Annotated in this window: 15 protein-coding genes; 3 read left to right on the forward strand and 12 right to left on the reverse strand. The window is 67.6% G+C overall.

The features are described 5' to 3' along the window. Nucleotides 1–136 precede the first annotated feature (136 nt). Nucleotides 137–2,503: a DEAD/DEAH box helicase gene (locus ABZ827_RS28365; RefSeq protein ID WP_357243057.1), complete on the forward strand. Its 2,367-nt coding sequence runs from the start codon at nucleotides 137–139 to the stop codon at nucleotides 2,501–2,503. Nucleotides 2,504–2,742: 239 nt separating this feature from the next. Here ABZ827_RS28365 and ABZ827_RS28370 read toward each other — a convergent pair whose 3' ends face one another. From ABZ827_RS28370 to ssd, 7 genes are all read right to left on the reverse strand, one after another. Beyond that, nucleotides 2,743–3,207: an Rv3654c family TadE-like protein gene (locus tag ABZ827_RS28370; protein ID WP_357243060.1), complete on the reverse strand. Its 465-nt coding sequence runs from the start codon at nucleotides 3,205–3,207 to the stop codon at nucleotides 2,743–2,745. After that, the gene (locus ABZ827_RS28375) at nucleotides 3,204–3,539 is read right to left on the reverse strand and encodes a TadE family type IV pilus minor pilin (protein WP_357243154.1); all 336 of its coding nucleotides are present in this window, start codon (nucleotides 3,537–3,539) and stop codon (nucleotides 3,204–3,206) included. The genes ABZ827_RS28370 and ABZ827_RS28375 overlap by 4 nt, the downstream gene beginning before the upstream one ends. Before the next feature lie 85 nt (nucleotides 3,540–3,624). Then, nucleotides 3,625–3,852, reverse strand: a complete 228-nt coding sequence (locus ABZ827_RS28380; RefSeq protein WP_357243157.1) for a DUF4244 domain-containing protein — start codon at nucleotides 3,850–3,852, stop codon at nucleotides 3,625–3,627. An 85-nt stretch (nucleotides 3,853–3,937) separates the two neighbouring features. Further along, nucleotides 3,938–4,534 (reverse strand): type II secretion system F family protein, encoded by a 597-nt coding sequence (locus ABZ827_RS28385; RefSeq protein ID WP_357243063.1) that lies wholly within the window; start codon nucleotides 4,532–4,534, stop codon nucleotides 3,938–3,940. Nucleotides 4,535–4,610: 76 nt separating this feature from the next. Then, nucleotides 4,611–5,429 (reverse strand): hypothetical protein, encoded by an 819-nt coding sequence (locus tag ABZ827_RS28390; RefSeq protein ID WP_357243066.1) that lies wholly within the window; start codon nucleotides 5,427–5,429, stop codon nucleotides 4,611–4,613. Next, the gene (locus ABZ827_RS28395; RefSeq protein ID WP_357243069.1) at nucleotides 5,426–6,625 is read right to left on the reverse strand and encodes a TadA family conjugal transfer-associated ATPase; all 1,200 of its coding nucleotides are present in this window, start codon (nucleotides 6,623–6,625) and stop codon (nucleotides 5,426–5,428) included. Before ABZ827_RS28395 ends, ABZ827_RS28390 begins: the two co-directional genes overlap by 4 nt. Further along, on the reverse strand, nucleotides 6,622–7,728 hold the full coding sequence (ssd, locus tag ABZ827_RS28400) for a septum site-determining protein Ssd (RefSeq protein WP_357243160.1): 1,107 nt from the start codon (nucleotides 7,726–7,728) through the stop codon (nucleotides 6,622–6,624). The genes ABZ827_RS28395 and ssd overlap by 4 nt, the downstream gene beginning before the upstream one ends. Nucleotides 7,729–8,090: 362 nt before the next feature. Between ssd and ABZ827_RS28405 the strand changes: the two genes are divergently transcribed. Continuing rightward, nucleotides 8,091–8,924 (forward strand): HAD-IB family hydrolase, encoded by an 834-nt coding sequence (locus tag ABZ827_RS28405; protein ID WP_357243072.1) that lies wholly within the window; start codon nucleotides 8,091–8,093, stop codon nucleotides 8,922–8,924. A 464-nt stretch (nucleotides 8,925–9,388) separates the two neighbouring features. Here ABZ827_RS28405 and ABZ827_RS28410 read toward each other — a convergent pair whose 3' ends face one another. The 5 genes from ABZ827_RS28410 to ABZ827_RS28430 all read right to left on the reverse strand — a co-directional run bounded on the left by ABZ827_RS28410 (nucleotide 9,389) and on the right by ABZ827_RS28430 (nucleotide 15,413). Then, a complete protein-coding gene (locus ABZ827_RS28410) occupies nucleotides 9,389–10,135 on the reverse strand; it encodes an oxidoreductase (RefSeq protein ID WP_357243075.1) in 747 nt (248 codons plus the stop codon). 70 nt (nucleotides 10,136–10,205) lie between these two features. Then, nucleotides 10,206–11,849 (reverse strand): ABC transporter ATP-binding protein, encoded by a 1,644-nt coding sequence (locus ABZ827_RS28415; RefSeq protein WP_357243078.1) that lies wholly within the window; start codon nucleotides 11,847–11,849, stop codon nucleotides 10,206–10,208. A gap of 25 nt (nucleotides 11,850–11,874) precedes the next feature. Next, complete coding sequence (locus ABZ827_RS28420) at nucleotides 11,875–12,828, reverse strand: ABC transporter permease (RefSeq protein WP_357243081.1); 954 nt, start codon at nucleotides 12,826–12,828, stop codon at nucleotides 11,875–11,877. A gap of 14 nt (nucleotides 12,829–12,842) precedes the next feature. After that, nucleotides 12,843–13,769, reverse strand: coding sequence for an ABC transporter permease (locus ABZ827_RS28425; RefSeq protein ID WP_357243084.1), 927 nt, complete (start codon nucleotides 13,767–13,769; stop codon nucleotides 12,843–12,845). Nucleotides 13,770–13,799: 30 nt separating this feature from the next. Further along, nucleotides 13,800–15,413, reverse strand: a complete 1,614-nt coding sequence (locus tag ABZ827_RS28430; RefSeq protein WP_357243087.1) for an ABC transporter substrate-binding protein — start codon at nucleotides 15,411–15,413, stop codon at nucleotides 13,800–13,802. 311 nt (nucleotides 15,414–15,724) lie between these two features. On the opposite strand from ABZ827_RS28430, the gene acs reads away from it, so the two are divergent. Continuing rightward, entirely contained in the window at nucleotides 15,725–17,680 is a 1,956-nt protein-coding gene (gene acs / locus ABZ827_RS28435) for an acetate--CoA ligase (protein WP_357243090.1), read from the forward strand. Nucleotides 17,681–17,838 lie beyond the last annotated feature (158 nt).

Here is a 17,838-nt window from a genome sequence, read left to right on the forward strand (position 1 = left end):
GTTTGCCTACCGATAACCAGCCCTCGGACCGCGTACCCGCCTGTGACCCACATCGCTATTGGGTATCGAAACCGCAGGCAAAAGGGGGTCGATGGCGGTGCTTCAGACCGATCCGCGATACGGAAGGCACGGCGGAGTGACTCGCGAGATCCAACCCGAGACGAGCTACGGGCGATCGTTGCTGAATCGTGTCCTGCAGGGCACCGAGGACACCGACGCGCGACTGACGCATATCGCCGAGATTCCGGGGCGCCGAGCCCGGACAGCGGAATGGCCGCAATGGGCAGCGCCGGCGGTCGTAGACGCACTCGGCGCGCAGGGAATCGAGAAACCGTGGACCCACCAGGCCGAAACCGCGGAACTCGCCTACAACGGGCGGAACGTGGTCGTATCGACAGGGACCGCGTCCGGGAAGTCACTGGGCTACCAACTGCCGGTACTCACGGCATTGCACGACGACCCGCGTGCCACAGCGCTCTATCTCGCGCCGACCAAAGCACTGGGCGCCGACCAGCTACGGATGGCCGGGGAACTCGTGCGGCACCGGCCGCTGCGGAATATCGCGGTAGCCGCCTACGACGGTGATACGCCCACGGAGATCCGGCAGTGGGTGCGGGCGGAGGCCCGCTGGGTGTTCACCAACCCCGATATGCTGCACCTCGGCCTGTTGCGGTCACATCAGCGCTGGGCCCGGCTGTTCCGCCGGCTGCGTTATGTCGTCGTCGACGAATGCCATGCCTACCGGGGGATCTTCGGCTCACATGTCGCGCTGGTGTTGCGCCGGTTGCGCCGGTTGGCCGCGCATTACGGTGCCGACCCGGTGTTCGTGGTGTGCTCCGCAACCGCGGCCGAACCGGCGGCCGCAGCGACGCGTTTGATCGGCGCCGACTGCGTCGCGGTGACCGAGGACGGGTCTCCGCGCGGCCCTCGGACCGTCGCCTTCTGGGAACCACCGCTGCTCACCTCCGTACGCCGCGAGAACGGTGCTCCCGTGCGCTTGGGCGCGACCACCGAGGCCGCCCGGATCACCGCCGACCTGGTGCTCGAAGGAGCCCGCACGCTGACGTTCGCACGGTCGCGGCGGGCCGCGGAATTGATCGCCCTGCACACTCGGCAGCGGCTCGCGGAAATCGACCCTGAACTGGCAGAACGTGTCGCGGCGTACCGGGGCGGTTATCTGCCCGAAGACCGCCGGGCCCTGGAGGCGGGGCTGACCGACGGGTCACTGCTGGCCGCGGCGACTACGAACGCCCTGGAACTCGGTGTGGATATCGCCGGGCTGGACGCGGTGGTCCTCGCCGGTTTCCCCGGCACGGTCGCTTCGTTCCGCCAGCAGATCGGCCGGGCCGGGCGGCGGACGCAGGGCGCATTGGCCCTGTTGGTGGCACGTGACGACCCCCTCGACACTTACCTCGTCCATCACCCGGAAGCGCTCCTGGACCGGCCGGTGGAGGCCACGATCATCGATCCGCTCAACCCCTACGTTCTCGGCCCGCAGCTGTTGTGCGCGGCCATGGAACTGCCGATCGACGACGAAGCGGCCGAGCGGCTGGGCACCCACCGCACCCTGATCGAACTCGCAGGTAGAGGCCTGATCCGACGCCGCCGATCCAATGGCGGCTACCGCTGGTTCTATACGGCGGCCGAACCGCCGCACGATTCGGTCGATATCCGCGGCGGCATCGGCACCCAGGTGGCGATCGTGGTCGGCGAGACCGGGCGCTTCCTGGGCACATCGGACCCGGGCCGGGCCCTGGCGACTCTGCACCGGGGTGCGGTGCACCTGCACCAAGGCGAGACCTACGTGGTGGAGGAACTCGATCTCGAGGACGGCATCGCCCTGGTGCGCGAGGAGAGTCCCGGCTGGACCACCAGCGCCCGGCAGACCACCTCGATCACCATCGATTCGGTCCGGGAAAGCAAGACATTCGGGCAGGTCACTACCGCATTGGCGACGGTCACGGTGCACAGCCAGGTCGTGGGTTATCTCCGCACCTCGATCACCGGGGAGGTACTGGACCTGGTCGAACTCGATCTGCCACCGCAGCGGCTGCCCACCACCGCCGTGCTGTACACCCTGACCTCCGAACTGCTGGCCGGGGCCGGTATCGCTCCGGCCGAAGTGCCCGGAGCGCTGCATGCCGCCGAACATGCCGCGATCGGGCTGTTGCCGCTGGTAGCGACCTGTGACCGGTGGGATATCGGCGGCGTTTCCACCGCTCAGCACCCGGATACCGGCCTGCCGACGGTGTTCGTCTACGACGGGCAGGCCGGTGGCGCGGGGTTCGCCGAGCGGGGCTACGCACTGCTCCGGCGCTGGCTGGCCGCCACACTCGCCGCCGTCGAGTCGTGTTCCTGCCCCAGCGGCTGCCCCTCCTGCGTCCAATCACCCAAGTGCGGAAACGGCAACGACCCACTCGACAAGCCAGGGGCAGTCAGGTTGTTGACAGCGATTCTGACCGAGCTCACCGAGGCCGGCCGACCGGACTGTATTTCGGGGTGAACAACCAGTTCGGAGGCGGTCCACGGATCCGCCGGCGCGGCCCGATCCTCGACTCCGGGACATTTAAGAGGAGCACGATTCTGTTAACTGGATTGTAGCCATATAACGAATCGGTACCCATCGGCAATGCATCCTGATCATTTCAATAACAAACCATCAATTCCCGCAACGGGCGATTAATTGCCATTGCTAAGCGATTACCGTATTCGTCGTTAACAAGTTTCCGTGAAGTCCGATCTCTACTGTTCTTCGACCGGGCCTGCCCGCGCAATCGCTCGTATACTCCGGGCCCCGAACGGACCCACCGGTACTTTTTCTTCTACCTCGACAACGACATCCCATCCGTCGACTTCGCACCGCGCGACCCCCATCGCCATTCGTCGGCCCAGGGATTCGGCGACTGCGCATCCCGCTCCGGCACCGTTGCGCAGTTCGCCCGCGGCGGCCAGCGCCGCGAGATCCGCTGCCGCCTGCGCCCGATGCCGGGTAACGACCACCGCGCCGAGTTGGGTGACGAGCACCGTGAGCGTGAGCAACGCCACCAATGCCAGGCACGCGGTGACGCTGGCCGAACCTCGCTCGCGGCACGTATCCGTGGATGGCCGGTATCCGGCCCGGCGTCTACCCACTGTGACGCGGCCCGCCCGGACTTCCTCCGCGCCCGGACGGACGACCGTCGACTCATGTGCGCTCCGGCCGTTCATATGTCCTCACCGGGTTCTCGCACGGCGATCGCCTCGGCGCGGAGGTCGAGCGCGGGCAGCAGCGGGGTGCCGGCAGTGACGAGCGCGACCACTCGATCCCCCTCGTACCTCAGCGAAATATCCGCCCCGCCTGGGGCCACCCGTCGTGCGGCGGAAACCGCTGAATCACGATCTCCCCGGGCGGCCAGCCGAGCAGCCTCCCGGGCGGCATCGACACAGCGCACCTGGGTTACCGCGGCCAATACCGCTCCCACGCACAACGCGACCGCCGCGGCGACCGCCCCGAGGGCGATCGCCGCCTCGACCGTTACCGAACCCGTATCGCCACTCAGCGCCGGGCGCCGGGTAGCAGACGGAGCTTCCGGGCTTGTCCCCCGAGCGGGCCGGGCACCCTCGGGGCGCGTTCTCGCTCGACCGCTACACACTTGTGTTCAGTGCCTTTTCGATAATTCCGGTCAGTGCGTCGGGGATGCTCTCCCCTGTCACCACGGTGTACAGAACGGCTCCGAACGCCGCGGCGGCGATGGTCCCGATCGCGTACTCGACGGTGCTCATCCCTTCGTCTGCCGCCCAGGCCCGGAGCAGTCGAGCACCGATCTCCCCGTTGACTGCCCGCAGCTGCCGAACCGTCTGCCACTCGGTCATTTTCGGCATGTATCGCCCCTTCCTCATCAACTCGCACGGCCGCTCCGTGCGTGGTTCGTCTCGGTACCCACCTCGCTGTCGCCCGTCACAAGAGGGCACCGCCCAATACCCGGCCTGCCAGCCCCACGATCACCGGGACGATTCCCAGGCAGACGAATGCCGGTAGAAAACACAGGCCCAGCGGACCGCCGATCAGCACACCGGCACGTTCTGCTCGTGCGGTGGCCGCCTCCTCTACCAGGGCGCGGTGCTCGTCGGCCAGCTCACCGACCGCCGCCGCCAGCGACGATCCGGAGCGCGCCGATCGGCGCGCAAGCCGCGCGAGCGCTTCGAACTCCGGCGAGGGGGCCGCGGCCGGAGCGGCCGGCGACCAGGCGATGGCCGGATCCGCACCCATGGCGAGCAGATCGGCCGCCCGCTGCAGGAGAGCCGCCAGCGGGGCCGGGCAGGTGGGCACCACCGCACGTACCGCTGCGTCTGCCGGTAGGCCGGCACGTAGGCAGGCCGCCAGCAGGTCGAAAAGCGTGGCGACAGCCACCGGATCGATCTGATCGCGGGCTTCGCGCACTGCGGCACGACCGACCGGATCGGTCCCCAGCCGCCCGACAGCCGACGCTCGCACCGGGACCAGGAGTAACGCTCCCGACAGCAGCAGATACGGCCATACCGTTCCGGAGGTCATCAGCCGCTCCCGGAAGGGATCCCGCGGCGGCCCGGCACCAGAGATCTCGGCAGCGGCGCGGACACACCAGGTTCGGTCATCGCGGTACCACCCGGCGGGTTATTTCGTCAGCCCAGAGCAAACCGGCACAGGCCAGGCCGGCGCCCAGCGGAAGTAGATAGGTACCGACTGTCGAGAACAGGAGTACGTACAGGGGGTTCGCGCCCATCAACTGCCCCAGACCGATGCCGAGTAGCGGCAGCACCGCCAGAATGGCGGCCGTGGCACGAGCACCGGCCAGAGCTGATTCGGTCCGATTCCGGAATTTGATCCGTGCGGCCAGATCGGCTCGGGCCGCAGCGAGCAGTTCGGCCAGGGCCAGACCGTGACGTTCGGCGACCTGCCAGGCATCCGAGACCCGGGCGAGCTCGGCGGCGATCACCGAATCCGGACGGAGCAATCCATCGGCCCCGGACCCACCCAGCCTGCTGCGCGCCGAACCGACCGCGAATGCCTGTGCCGCGATACCGGCCGACTCGCGAGCGGCCACAGCCGCGGCGGCACTGGGATGGGCACCCACCCGCAGTTCCGCGATCACCGCTGCCAATCCGTCGAGCAAGTGGCCACATTCGGTGCGGTGCAATCTGTCCCGGCGGGATCGGCGCAGCCGGACCGTCACGGTCGACACGACGATGAGCGCGCATATGAGAGTTCCGCTGCCGAGGCCCAGCGCCACCACACAGCCGAGACCCGCGACGCCACGGACACCCCATCGCAGCGGAACACGCCGGGACGCACGTGGTTCGAAGATCTGCCCGAACCGGCGCCGGCCGGCCGGTGCGGGGAACACCAGCAGTGCCATAGTTGTCCATCCGAGCGCCGCCAGGGTTGTCCCGACCGGTCCCGCGACTGTCATCGGGCCGACCGTTCTTCGAACAGTGCGGCCAGGACAGCCGCCCCGGGGCCGGGGCCGCTCGCTCGCCAGGCGGGGCGGATCTCCACCCAGCCGTCCGCATCCCGCTGCACCACACCGATTTCCCGGAGGCTGCGCGATCCGTCGGGATATCGCTGCACGTGGAGCACCACCTGGACGGCCGCGGCCAGCTGACTGTGCAGGGCGGCGCGATCCATCCCGCCCGACGCGGCGAGGGCCTCGAGCCGGGCCGGGACTTCACGCGGCGAATTGGCATGCACCGTCCCCGCGCCTCCATCGTGCCCGGTGTTCAGCGCGGTGAGCAGGTCGACGACCTCGGCTCCGCGCACCTCCCCCACGACGATCCGATCCGGGCGCATACGGAGGGCCTGGCGCACCAGATCACGCAGCGTGATCTCGCCGGCTCCTTCGATATTCGCGGGCCGGGCCACCAGTCGGACGACATGTGGGTGCGGCGGCGCGAGTTCGGCCGCGTCCTCCACACAGACAATGCGCTCCCGCGGATCGACCTCGGCGAGCAATGCCGCCAGCAAGGTGGTCTTACCGGCTCCTGTGCCGCCGACGACCAGAAAGGCCAGTCGCGCCCGGATCATCCTGCGCAGTAGGGCTTTCGCTTCCGCGGATACCGTCCCCACCCGGCACAGTGCGTCCAGCCCCTGGGTCGCGGGGCGCAGGACACGCAAGGAGAGGCAGGTTCCGCCGAGCGCGACCGGTGCCAGCACTGCGTGCAAACGGACGCCGAAGCTGTGCCCCAGCACCATTTCCCGGCCGGAGAGCCGGCCGTCCACCCAGGGCTGGGCATCGTCGAGACGGCGGCCCGCCGATAGTGCGAGCCGCTGGGCCAGGCGGCGTACGGCGGCCTCGTCGGGGAAGGTTATCGATGCCTTCTCGACCCCGTGACCGCGGTCGACCCATACCGCGTCCGGTGCGGTGACCAGAACATCGGCGACCGCCGGATCGTGCAGCAGGGGTTCGAGAAGCCCTGCTCCGGTGAGTTCGGTCTGTAACAGCCGCAATGCGCGCAGCAGATCGGTATCACCCAGCACCCCACCCGCTTCGGCGCGGATGGCGGCCGCGAGCAGCGCCGGTTCCGGCTCGGCTGATTCTCCGGCCAGTCGCCGGCGTACCCGGTCGAGCAACTCGGCGGTGACGACGGTGTCTTCCGTGCCGGTGCTCATCCGACCCGCCGCTCGTCGGGCGGACTCAGTACCGCGAGCACGGCATCGCAGGCGGTACGCAACGGACCGCGTCGTAACCGCAGACCGCCACGTTCCAGGCGGGCGGCCAGGCCGGGTTGGGCACGCACCGCGGCCAGTAGCGGCAGGTCGAGAACCGCGGCGATCTCATGACCCCGCAGGTTGGCGGGTGCGGGACCGCGCACCACCAGTCCCTGATTCGGATTCCGGCCTCTTATCCAGTGCGTGACCGCCTGGGCCGCCGCCACCGCGCGCAGCCGCGCTGGGACGACGAGGACCACCAAGTCAGCGGCGTCGAGGATCCGATCGATATGCGGGCCTCGTTCGCTGGAGATATCGCAGACCACCAGATCACCCGCCCCGCGGGCGGCTTCGATCACCGCATGCGCCGCGGCGGCGCCGATCGGACCGGTCCGGCCGATTCCCCGGCCGCAGGACAGCACCGACAGGCCGGCTCCGGCGCCCGGCAACGCGCCGTGTAGTTCGGCGGCGGCCACCCGGCCGTCGTCGACCACGAGATCCGGCCAGCGCAGACCGGGCGCACCTTCGATTCCGAGCAGGAGGTCCAGACCACCGCCGTGTGGTGCGCTGTCGACGAGAACGGTATGCGGCCGGAAACCCGCCGTTGCCGAACGCAGGGCGATACCCGCTGCCAGGGTGGAGGCTCCGGCACCGCCGCCGGCACCGGCGAGAGCTACGACGACACCGCCGTCGGCGTGCTGTTCGGCGTATTCGGCGAACAGCTCGATAAGCGCTACGGCGGCGCCGGGGAGAGCGACCACGCGTTCGGCGCCGATCACCGCCGCCGCCTGCCAATCGGCCAATTCGGGTTCACCGTCGGTAACGGTGACCACACCGCTGCGCCGCGAGGGCGCGGCCCCGGCACATTCGACGGCGGCGGGAGTATCGAGCACTATGAGTGGCGCGACCGCCCAGGGGTGGCGGCCTGCGGGCGGGGTGGATTCGTCGATGCGGCGACCGGCCGCGGCGGCTATCCGGCGGACTTCCTCACGTAACCGATCGTCTCGGATGAGCACCAGCACAGCGGGTTCGGTGGTTTCCGCCGTGGTCGCGTCGTGGTCCATGGAAGCCAGCGTGGCCGAGAAATCCGCCCCGATACGAACCGCGCCGGCGAGTGTGGACAACTCGCAGGCTGTGGATAAGTTCCCGGATTCGCGGCCGCCCCTGAATAGAGGACGGCCCCAGCCGGGGGGGGAGGAGGCTGGGGCCGTCGGGGTTCAGCCCCGGGGGGTCGGGCTGAACGCGCCTGGAACATGTCCAGGTGACAGCAATACTACACCCAAGCCCCGACGAGAACGCAAGCCCCGCGTCAAAGAAGTTCCCCATGTCACGACCACCACCGCGACATGGACAAAACCACAGGTCAGCACCGATAAACACCCCTGATGACGCCGACACGCCACACGCAAATGCCTATCCTGAAGCCGTGACGAACTCCGCTGATACGACACCGGTTCCCGGCGAGCACCACCGCGCGAACAGCCGTATAGCCGCGTTCTTCGACCTGGATAAGACGGTCATCGCCAGATCGAGCACCTATGTGTTCAGTAAGCCGTTCTTCGCTCAGGGCCTGATCAACCGGCGGGCGGTACTGGAGGGCAGCTATGCCCATTTCATGTTCCTGCTGTCGGGCGCCGACCACGATCAGATGGAGCGGATGCGCGCCAATCTGACCAATATGGTCGCCGGATGGGAGGTCGCCCAGGTTCGATCGATCGTGGCCGAGACATTGCACGAGTTGGTGGATCCGCTGATCTACGCGGAGGCAGTCGATCTGATCGCCGATCACCGGATCCGCGGGCACGATGTGGTGATCGTCTCCGCCTCCGGCGAGGAGGTCGTGGCACCCATCGCCGAGGCCCTCGGCGCGACACATACCGCGGCGACCCGCCTGGCCGTCGCCGACGGGAAGTACACCGGTGAGGTCGATTCCTACTGCTACGGGCGGGGTAAGGTCACCGCCATCGAAAAGCTTGCCGCTACAGAAGGTTACGATCTGTCACGGTGCTACGCCTATTCCGATTCGGTCACCGATCTGCCGATGCTGACGGCGGTCGGACACCCGACCGCCGTGAACCCCGACCGCAACCTGAGGCGTGAGGCCACCACCCGAGGATGGCCCGTTCTGACTTTCTCGAACCCGGTTTCGCTGTGGTCCCGGTTCGGAACTCCCTCGAAAACGGCGGCTACCGGTATCGCCGTCGGACTGAGCGCCCTGGCCGCCGGCGCGCTCACCTACCGTATCCTTCGGCGCCGCTGAAGACCCTAACTACCTGGTCTTATAGCATATGACTCCGACCAGCGGCGATGGTTCTCGAATGTTCGGCCCAAGTTCCGCCAAGCCTTGATGTGAGTGCGCTCACAGTGTAGAAATGGAGTCACGGAAGGACGGAAGGCCAAGGCTGAGCCGGAAGAGAAGGTTCAGTCTCCCGACCACCCTTCCCAGCACGGACACCAGGCACCCACGCGGAGCTCGCCGCGACAAGGGCAGGAGTGTTGTGGGCCTGCGAAATCCGGTCCGTTGCCGGCGATGGCCTCGCATAGCTGCGGGGATGAGCTGCTGCGGAAGCCGGAGGAACGCCGAGGCCGGAGAACACAACCCATTTCAGCACGCATGGTAACCAGGTAGTCCGTGCTCGCGGGCGGTGAGGTCCAAGGACCACGCCGCCCGCTTTAATGTGTGCGGCCGGACCCACCACAACTGGTCACCGGCCCCGGCGACAGTCAGCCCGCCGCCGCGTCCGCGATCGATATCGCTTCCCGGGCACCGTCTTCGAGTGCCCCGCAGCAGAACACCACCCAGCCGCCGACCCCGGCGGCCGTCCCGCCGCCGAATCCGGCTGCCGCGTCCAGATAGGCCTGCCGCCGGCGCAGCAGGAAGACCTCCGGGACACCGAGCGCGTGTGGATCCAGTCCACTCGACACAGTCACCAGGCGCGACGCCGCTCGCGCCACCAGCGCGTCCGCCGAGCCGAACGGTTTCAGAGTCATCAGCTCGCCGTGTACCACGGCCGCCGTCACCGGAGCCGGCGCCGAGGTAGCGAGCAGGGTTTGGGACATAACGTCCAGGCGTTCGGCCACGCCGGCATCGGCGCGTGGCCGGCCCAGCTCGTTCTCGTCTGCCACCAGGTCCGCGGCGGCCAGCAGATGCAACCTGGCCAGCGCCTGTAGCGGCGCCCGTTCCCAGACACCGATGAGATTGCGCAGCGCGTCACCTTCAAGCGCCTGCCCGACGCGGAGCGCACCGGCCAGGATGGGGTCGGCGACGGCACCGTCGGCGGGTAGTTCCGTACTACCGCCGTCGAGCGCCGCCGACGATCGTGCGGCCCGGACCGCAGCTTCCGCCGCGGTGGTCGGCCAGCCGCGGCGGTTGGTTTTGTGCCGGTGCACCTGGGCCAGCGCGTCGCGCGCCTTGTCCGCGGCAGCCCGGACGCCGGGCAGATCGGTGAGGGGCGCGAGCGGATCGGTCACGGGGTAGCAGGCTACGCGGCTTGCCGCCGCGGTCGATATGGGCCCCGGACCGTCGATGCCGGTTGTCCGGTCATCCGACGGCCAGATCGCGACCGGGTATGGCCGCCAGTAGCCGGCGCGTGTAGTCCTCGGCCGGCGATTCGAAGATCTGTTCGGTGGGTGCCGCCTCGACGATGCGGCCATCGTGCATGACCAGAACCTCGTCCGCGATCTGCCGTACCACGGCCAGGTCATGGGTGATGAACAGATAGGTGAGACCCAGTTCGCCCTGCAAACGGTCGAGCAGATCGAGGATATTCGCCTGGACGAGGACATCGAGCGCCGATACCGCCTCATCGCAGACCAGCAGTTCGGGTTCGAGGGCCAGCGCCCGGGCGATGGCCACCCGCTGGCGCTGCCCACCGGACAGTTCGTTCGGATAGCGGGAGGCGACGCTGCTGGGCAGGGCCACCTGGTCCAGTAGCTCACGGACCCGCTCGTCGCGTTCGGTGCGAGTACCGAGGTTATGGGTCCACAGGGGTTCGGCGATGCATCGGTGGATCGAGTACATCGGGTCGAGTGAGGCGTAGGGGTTCTGGAAGATCGGCTGCACCCGGCGCCGCAGGCGGGTCTGTTCGCGGCGTGTCAATCGGCCTATATCGGTACCGTCGAACATCACCGACCCCGAACTGGGCTCGAGCAGTCCGAGAACGAGCTGGGCGACGGTGGACTTTCCGGAACCCGATTCGCCGACCAGCGCGGTGGTCGTGCCCCGTTTCAGGCTGAACGAGACGTCCTCGGCGGCCGTGCTCTCCAGCGAGCGCCACGGGACCGAAGCGCGCACTCGATATCGCTTGGTGAGCCGGTCGACCACCAAGATCGGGTCTTTGCCGTCCTTTTCGCGGGGGCGTTCGGCGCGCCGTCCGGCTGCGAGCGACGGCGCTGATTCGACCAACTTCCGGGTGTAGGCATGGCGGGGATCGTGCAGCAGCTCCGATGCCGGTCCCGACTCCACGATCCGGCCCCGGTACATCACGACCAGATGCTGCGCGCGTTCTGCCGCAAGGGCCAGATCGTGCGTGATGAGCAGCATCGCGGTGCCGAATTCACCCGTGAGACTGTCGATATGGTCGAGAATCCGACGCTGCACTGTGACGTCCAGTGCGGAGGTGGGCTCATCTGCGATCAGCAGCGCCGGCCGGGCGGACAGAGCCATCGCGATGAGTGCGCGCTGGCGAAGTCCGCCGGACAATTCGTGCGGATACTGGCCGGCCCGCTGCCCGGGATCGGGAATCCCGGCGGACCGCAACAGTTCTGCTGTCCGTTCGCGGGCCTTCCGACCGCGGGCCACACCGTTGGCGGCCAAGGTCTCCCGGATCTGGAAGCCGATCTTGTACACCGGGTCCAGGTTCGACATGGGGTCCTGCGGGACGAATCCGATCTCGGTGCCGCGCAAAGCGACCAGCCGCGATTCGGATGCATCGGCCAGTTCGGTACCGGCGAATCGGATACTGCCGCCGGTAACCCGGCCGCCCGGCGGCAGTAGACCGAGGACCGCGTGCGCGGTGGTCGATTTCCCGGACCCGCTCTCCCCGACGATCGCTACGGTCTCGCCCGGGTACACGGTGAGGTCGACGCCGCGCACCGCTTCGATCCGGTTCTCGCCGGACCCGAACGCTATGCGCAGGTCACGGATCTCCAGCAGTGGGCTCTCACCTGCGGTTTCGGCTGTCATGGTCGCATCCCTCCCGGCACGCGGATCACCGCGTACTCCGCGATTTCGGATCGATGGCATCGCCGAGGGCGTCGCCCAGCATGATGAAGCTGAGTACCGTCAGCGCCAGTGCCGTAGCGGGGTAGAACAGGATCAGTGATCCGCCGCGCAACTGCTGCTGGCCGGTCGCGATATCGGCGCCCCAGGAAATCTCGGTGGGCGGCAGACCGACTCCCAGGAACGACAGCGTCGCCTCGGTCACGATGAAAACGCCCAGCCAGATGGCAGTCACCACGATGACGGGGCCCACCGAATTCGGCAGGACATGACGGACCAGGATGCCGAGCCGGGATACTCCCAGAGCCCGGGCGGCCAGCACATACTCGCTGTTCTTCGCGGCGATCACCGACCCACGGGCGATCCGTGCCGCCTGCGGCCAGGTGAACCCCGCCAGCGTGACTATCACCAGCCCGACGGTGCGCTCGGTGGACAGCTGCATGAGCACAATCGCGGCGAGCATCAGCGGGATGGCGAAGACGATTTCCGAGATACGGGAGATGATCGAATCGAGCACCCCGCCGTAGAACCCGGCCAGCGCCCCCAGAGTGGCCCCGACCAGGGCGAACAAGATTGCCGCGCCGACCCCGGTGAGGATCGAGGCGCGCGCCCCGTAGACGGTCCGGGCGTAGATATCGCAGCCCTGCAGATCGAACCCGAACCAGTGCGCCGAATTCGGCGGCAGCAGACTGTTGTCCACCAGGCAGTAGCGCGGATCCTGGCCGGTGAACAGGCCGGGGAAGGCAGCGACCACCAGCACCAGCGCGATGAGCACCGCCGCGATCCAGAACAGCGGATTGCGGCGCAGGTTCTGCCAGGCCTGGCCCCAGAACCCGTGCGGTGCGCCCGCGACCCGCACCTGATCTGTGGCCTCCACCGTCACAGCGTCCGGTTCGGCGACCCAGCGCTGCCGGTCGCGGCGGACCGGTAACTCATCGGACATGGCCGTACTCCTGTTCAGGCATAACGAATCCGGGGATCGAGCACCGCGTACAGCAGGTCCACCACGAGGTTTGCGAGCAGGAACACCACGATCAGCACCGTGACGAAGGAGACCACCGTCGGCGCTTCACCGCGCACCACAGCCTGGTACAGGGTGCCGCCCACACCGGGGATATTGAAGATGCCCTCCGTGACGATCGCCCCGCCCATCAGCGCGCCGAGGTCGGCGCCGAGGAAGGTGACCACCGGGATGAGCGAATTCCGCAGGACGTGCACGGTGACGACCCGATGCCGGGGCAGTCCCTTGGCCGTCGCGGTGCGCACATAGTCGGCATCGCGGTTCTCCGCGACCGCGTTGCGGGTCAACCGCAGCACATAGGCGAACGAGAGCGCGCCCAGCACCATCGCCGGCACCACCAGGCGACCCCAGCTGGCGTCCGCCCCGACAGTGACGGGTGCGATACCCCATTTCACGCCCAGTAGGAATTGCGCGAGGAACCCGAGGACGAAAACCGGTACCGCGATCACCACCAGGCTCACCACCAGCATGGCCGAGTCGAAGGGTTTGCCCTTGCGCAACCCGGCCAGCGCGCCGAACAGGATCCCGAACACCGCTTCGAACAGCAGCGCGAGCACCGCGAGGCGGAAGGTTATCGGAAATGCCCGCAGCAGTTCGTCTTTCACCGAACGACCGGAAAACGAGGTGCCCAGATCGAAGGTGAAAATACCTTTCAGATAGTAGAAGTACTGCACGAAGAAGGAACGGTCCAGGTGATACCGCGCGCGCAGCTGCTCCTCCAGAGCGGGTGTCAGGGTGCGATCACCGGCCAGCGCCGCGACCGAACCCCCGGAAACCTTGTAGATCAGGAAATAGATGAGCAGGGTGGCGCCGAAGAACACCGGAACCATCTGCAGCAGACGCCGCACTACGTACCAGGCCATACGCTCTCCTCACGCCGCGGGGCTCGGGCGTCATATCAGTTCGAGGTTCTCGAAGTCCGCCATACCGTTCCAGCCGAAATCGACACCGCGGACCCGCTCGGAGTAACCGGACGAGTTCACATAGTCGAAGATCGGAATGGCCGGCATATCGCGCAGCAGAACCGCCTGGGCCCGCGCGACCAGCGCCCACGACTCGGCTTCGGTGGGCGCGGCTTCGGCGGCCGCGATGAGATCGTCGAATTCGGGGTTGCGGTAGTCGAAATCATTGGTTTCGGAGTGGCTCAGGTAGTTCGGCTCCAGGAACTGCAGCATCGTCGGATAGTCACCCTGCCAGCCCGAGCGGAAGGCTTTGCCGACGGACCGCGCGACGATCTGATCGCGTAGCTGCTTGAAGGTCGGGTAGGCAGCGCCGACGGCCTCGATACCGAGCGTGTTCTTGATACTGTTCGCGACCGCGTCGATCCAGGACTGGTGGTCGCCGTCGGCGTTGTAGGCGATCTCGAAACGACCGCTCCACGGCGCGATCTCGTCCGCCTTCGCCCAGAGACGCCGCGCCTCGTCCGGGTTGTAGACGAGCGCTTCGGCGCCCGGAAGATTGCCGTCGAAGCCGGGCAGCACACTGGAGGTGTAGTCGCGGGCGGGAGCTCGGGTGCCGCGGAAGATCTTGTCGCCGATGGCCTGACGGTCGATCGCCATCGATATCGCGTGCCGGCGCAGCCGGCCTTCCTCCCCCGCGAAATGCGGAAGCCCCGGCTGCATACCGATCCATTGATCCTTCGCGGTGGCCGCCGCGACCGCGCGCTCCCCCAGATCGGCGTGCAGCACCGGCAGCGCACTGGTGGGGACCGAATCGAGCACGTCCAGATTGCCGGACAGCAGATCGGCGTATGCGGCGTCGAGATCGGAGTAGAAGACGAAGGTCAGGCCCTTGTTCCGGGCCGGACGGCCACCCCGGTACGACTCGTTCGGCACCACATCCAGTTTCACATCGTGCTGCCAGGCGTCCGGGCCCGCGAAACGGTACGGGCCGTTGCCGATCGGATGTTGCCCGAACTCCTCCATATCCGCGAAGGCCGATTCGGGCAGCGGGTAGAAGGGCGCGGAAGCCAGCCGGGTCCGGAAGTCGATGGTGGGCGCCTTCAACGTGACGGTGAACGTGCGATCGTCGACCACCCGCAGACCCGACATCGTCCGGGCGCGCGGCGGATCGGCTTGCACATCGTCGAAACCGACTATCGGCTCATAGGTGTAACTCTGCAACTGCGCGTTGGTGACCAGGGCGCCGTAGTTCCAGGCGTCGACGAAAGAATGTGCGGTGACGGGCGATCCGTCGGTGAAGGTCCAGCCGGTTTTCAACCGGATCCGGTAGTGCTGTTGATCGGTGGTCTCGATGGATTCGGCCACCTCGTCGTGCAGGCTGCCGTCGGCCGCGATCCGGCGCAGACCCGAGAACAACCGATCGACGATCCGCCCGCCGCCGTTCTCGTTCGTATTCGACGGCACCAGCGGATTCTGTGGTTCCGAGCCGTTGACGGCGATGGAGTCACCGAGTGCCGGTGTCACCGTACAGGCGGGCAGTACCGATACGGCGGTCAAGATCAGCACCAGGCCCACGGCCCGGAGCGACCACGATGCTCCCCTCACACACTCTCCCCGGCTCGTGCTCATCGACGGCGCGGCGCCGACACCCATATGCGTCGCGGGCCTCGGCCCTTACCCCGCAGAGTTGTCTGAGGATAACGGCCCGCAGCGTGATGCGCGCGTCTTCGCGGACCCCACGCCCGCACCGCGCGAGTCAGGCCGGCACCTCCCCGGGTAACCGTTCGTCCGGTCCGGACAGCCGTTCAGCCGGTCTCCGCGGCCATTCGACCGGGGATTCCCTCGGCCGGACAGAGGAGAGTTTAGGGTCACAAGTGGCCCCTCATGGTGCAGGTAACGCGAAGGAAGTGACTCAGATGACCGAAACCGCCGATCACCCGGACGCCTACCCGCCGAGCGCGGAGTTCGCTGCCGCGGCGAATGTGGATGCGGGTATCTACGAGCGTGCCGCGCAGGACCGCGAAGGGTTCTGGGCGGAGCAGGCCGATCAGCTGCACTGGCACCAGCGGTGGGACCAGGTACTCGACTGGACCGACGCTCCGGTGGCGAAATGGTTCGTCGGCGGCCGGCTCAACGTCGCGTACAACTGTGTGGACCGCCATGTCCTCGAAGGCCGCGGTGACAAGGTCGCGCTGTACTGGGAGGGCGAACCGGGCGATTCCCGGACCATCACCTACTCGGATCTGCTCGCCGAGGTCGGCCGGGCCGCCAACTATCTGACCGAACTCGGGTTGACGGCGGGCGACCGGGTCGCCATCTATATGCCGATGATCCCCGAGACCGTCGTCGCCATGCTGGCCTGCGCCCGGCTGGGTCTGCCACATTCACTGGTGTTCGCCGGGTTCTCGCCGACCGCGCTGCGCCAGCGGATCGACGACGCCGAGGCCCGTCTGGTCATCACCACCGACGGCCAGTGGCGGCGCGGTAACCCGGCTCCGCTGAAGGAAGCCGTCGACGAAGCGCTCCTCGCGAAAGGCGATGTGCCCTCCAGCGTGGAGCATGTACTGGTGGTCCGCCGGGTCGGAACCGAGGTGCCCTGGGTCGAGGGTCGTGACCTGTGGTGGCACGAAACGGTCGCGAACGCCGACCCCGCGCACGAGGCGCAGCCCTTCGACTCCGAACATCCGCTGTTCATCCTCTACACCTCCGGTACCACCGGTAAGCCGAAGGGCATCCTGCACACCAGCGGCGGATACCTGACCCAGACCAGCTACACCCACCGCGTGGTGTTCGACCACAAACCGGAGACCGATATCTACTGGTGCACCGCCGATGTCGGCTGGGTGACCGGGCACAGCTATATCGTCTACGGTCCGCTGGCCAACGGCGCCACCCAGGTGCTCTACGAGGGCACCCCGAACTTCCCCGACGAGCACCGGCACTGGCAGATCATCGAGAAGTACGGGGTCACGATCTACTACACCGCGCCCACGCTGGTGCGCACCTTCATGAAGTGGGGCCGCCAGATACCGGACGCGCACGATCTGTCGTCCGTCCGGGTACTCGGCTCGGTCGGCGAACCGATCAACCCGGAAGCCTGGCGCTGGTATCGCGATGTCATCGGCGGCGGCAGCGCACCGATCGTCGACACCTGGTGGCAGACCGAGACCGGCGCCATCATGATCTCCCCGCTGCCGGGGATCACCGCCACCAAACCGGGCGCGGCGATGACCCCGCTGCCCGGTATCTCGGCCACGGTGGTGGACGAGGAAGGCAATACGGTCCGGCGCGGGGAGACCGAGGCCAACGGTTATCTGGTGCTGGACCGGCCGTGGCCGGCGATGCTGCGCGGTATCTGGGGCGATATGGACCGGTACCGGGCCACCTACTGGGAGCGATTCGCCGAACAGGGCTGGTACTTCGCCGGTGACGGCGCGAAACTCGATGTGAACGGCGATCTGTGGGTGCTCGGCCGGGTGGACGATGTGATGAATATTTCCGGGCATCGCATCTCGACCGCGGAAGTCGAATCCGCGCTGGTCGGCCATGCCGGTGTGGCGGAGGCGGCGGTGGTCGGCGCCAGCGACGAGACCACCGGTCAGGGCATCGTGGCGTTCGTGATCCTCTCCGCGGACGCTACCGATACCGGAGCGGCGATGGTCGACGAACTCAAGGCCGAGGTGGCCCGCGCGATCAGCCCGATCGCCCGGCCCCGGGAGATCCACGTGGTACCGGAACTGCCCAAAACCCGCAGCGGCAAGATCATGCGCCGCTTGCTGCGCGATGTGGCCGAGGGACGCGAACTGGGTGACACCTCCACACTGGTGGATCCGCAGGTCTTCGAGAACATCCGCGCCGGTCGTTCCGAGTAGGTCGCGGCCGGGTCCGGGTGGGCGCGACGCATCCGCCCGGACCCGATCCTTACCGACACCGCACAGCGGAAATCGCATACCGATCGGTCGGGAATTACCCGACCGTTAAGATTACTTACGGTGTGCCGGGAAGTCTGGTCGGCGAGGTTGTCGTGTCC

The sequence above is a fragment of the Nocardia sp. NPDC019395 genome (genome assembly GCF_040632335.1).
Taxonomy (GTDB): Bacteria; Actinomycetota; Actinomycetes; order Mycobacteriales; family Mycobacteriaceae; genus Nocardia.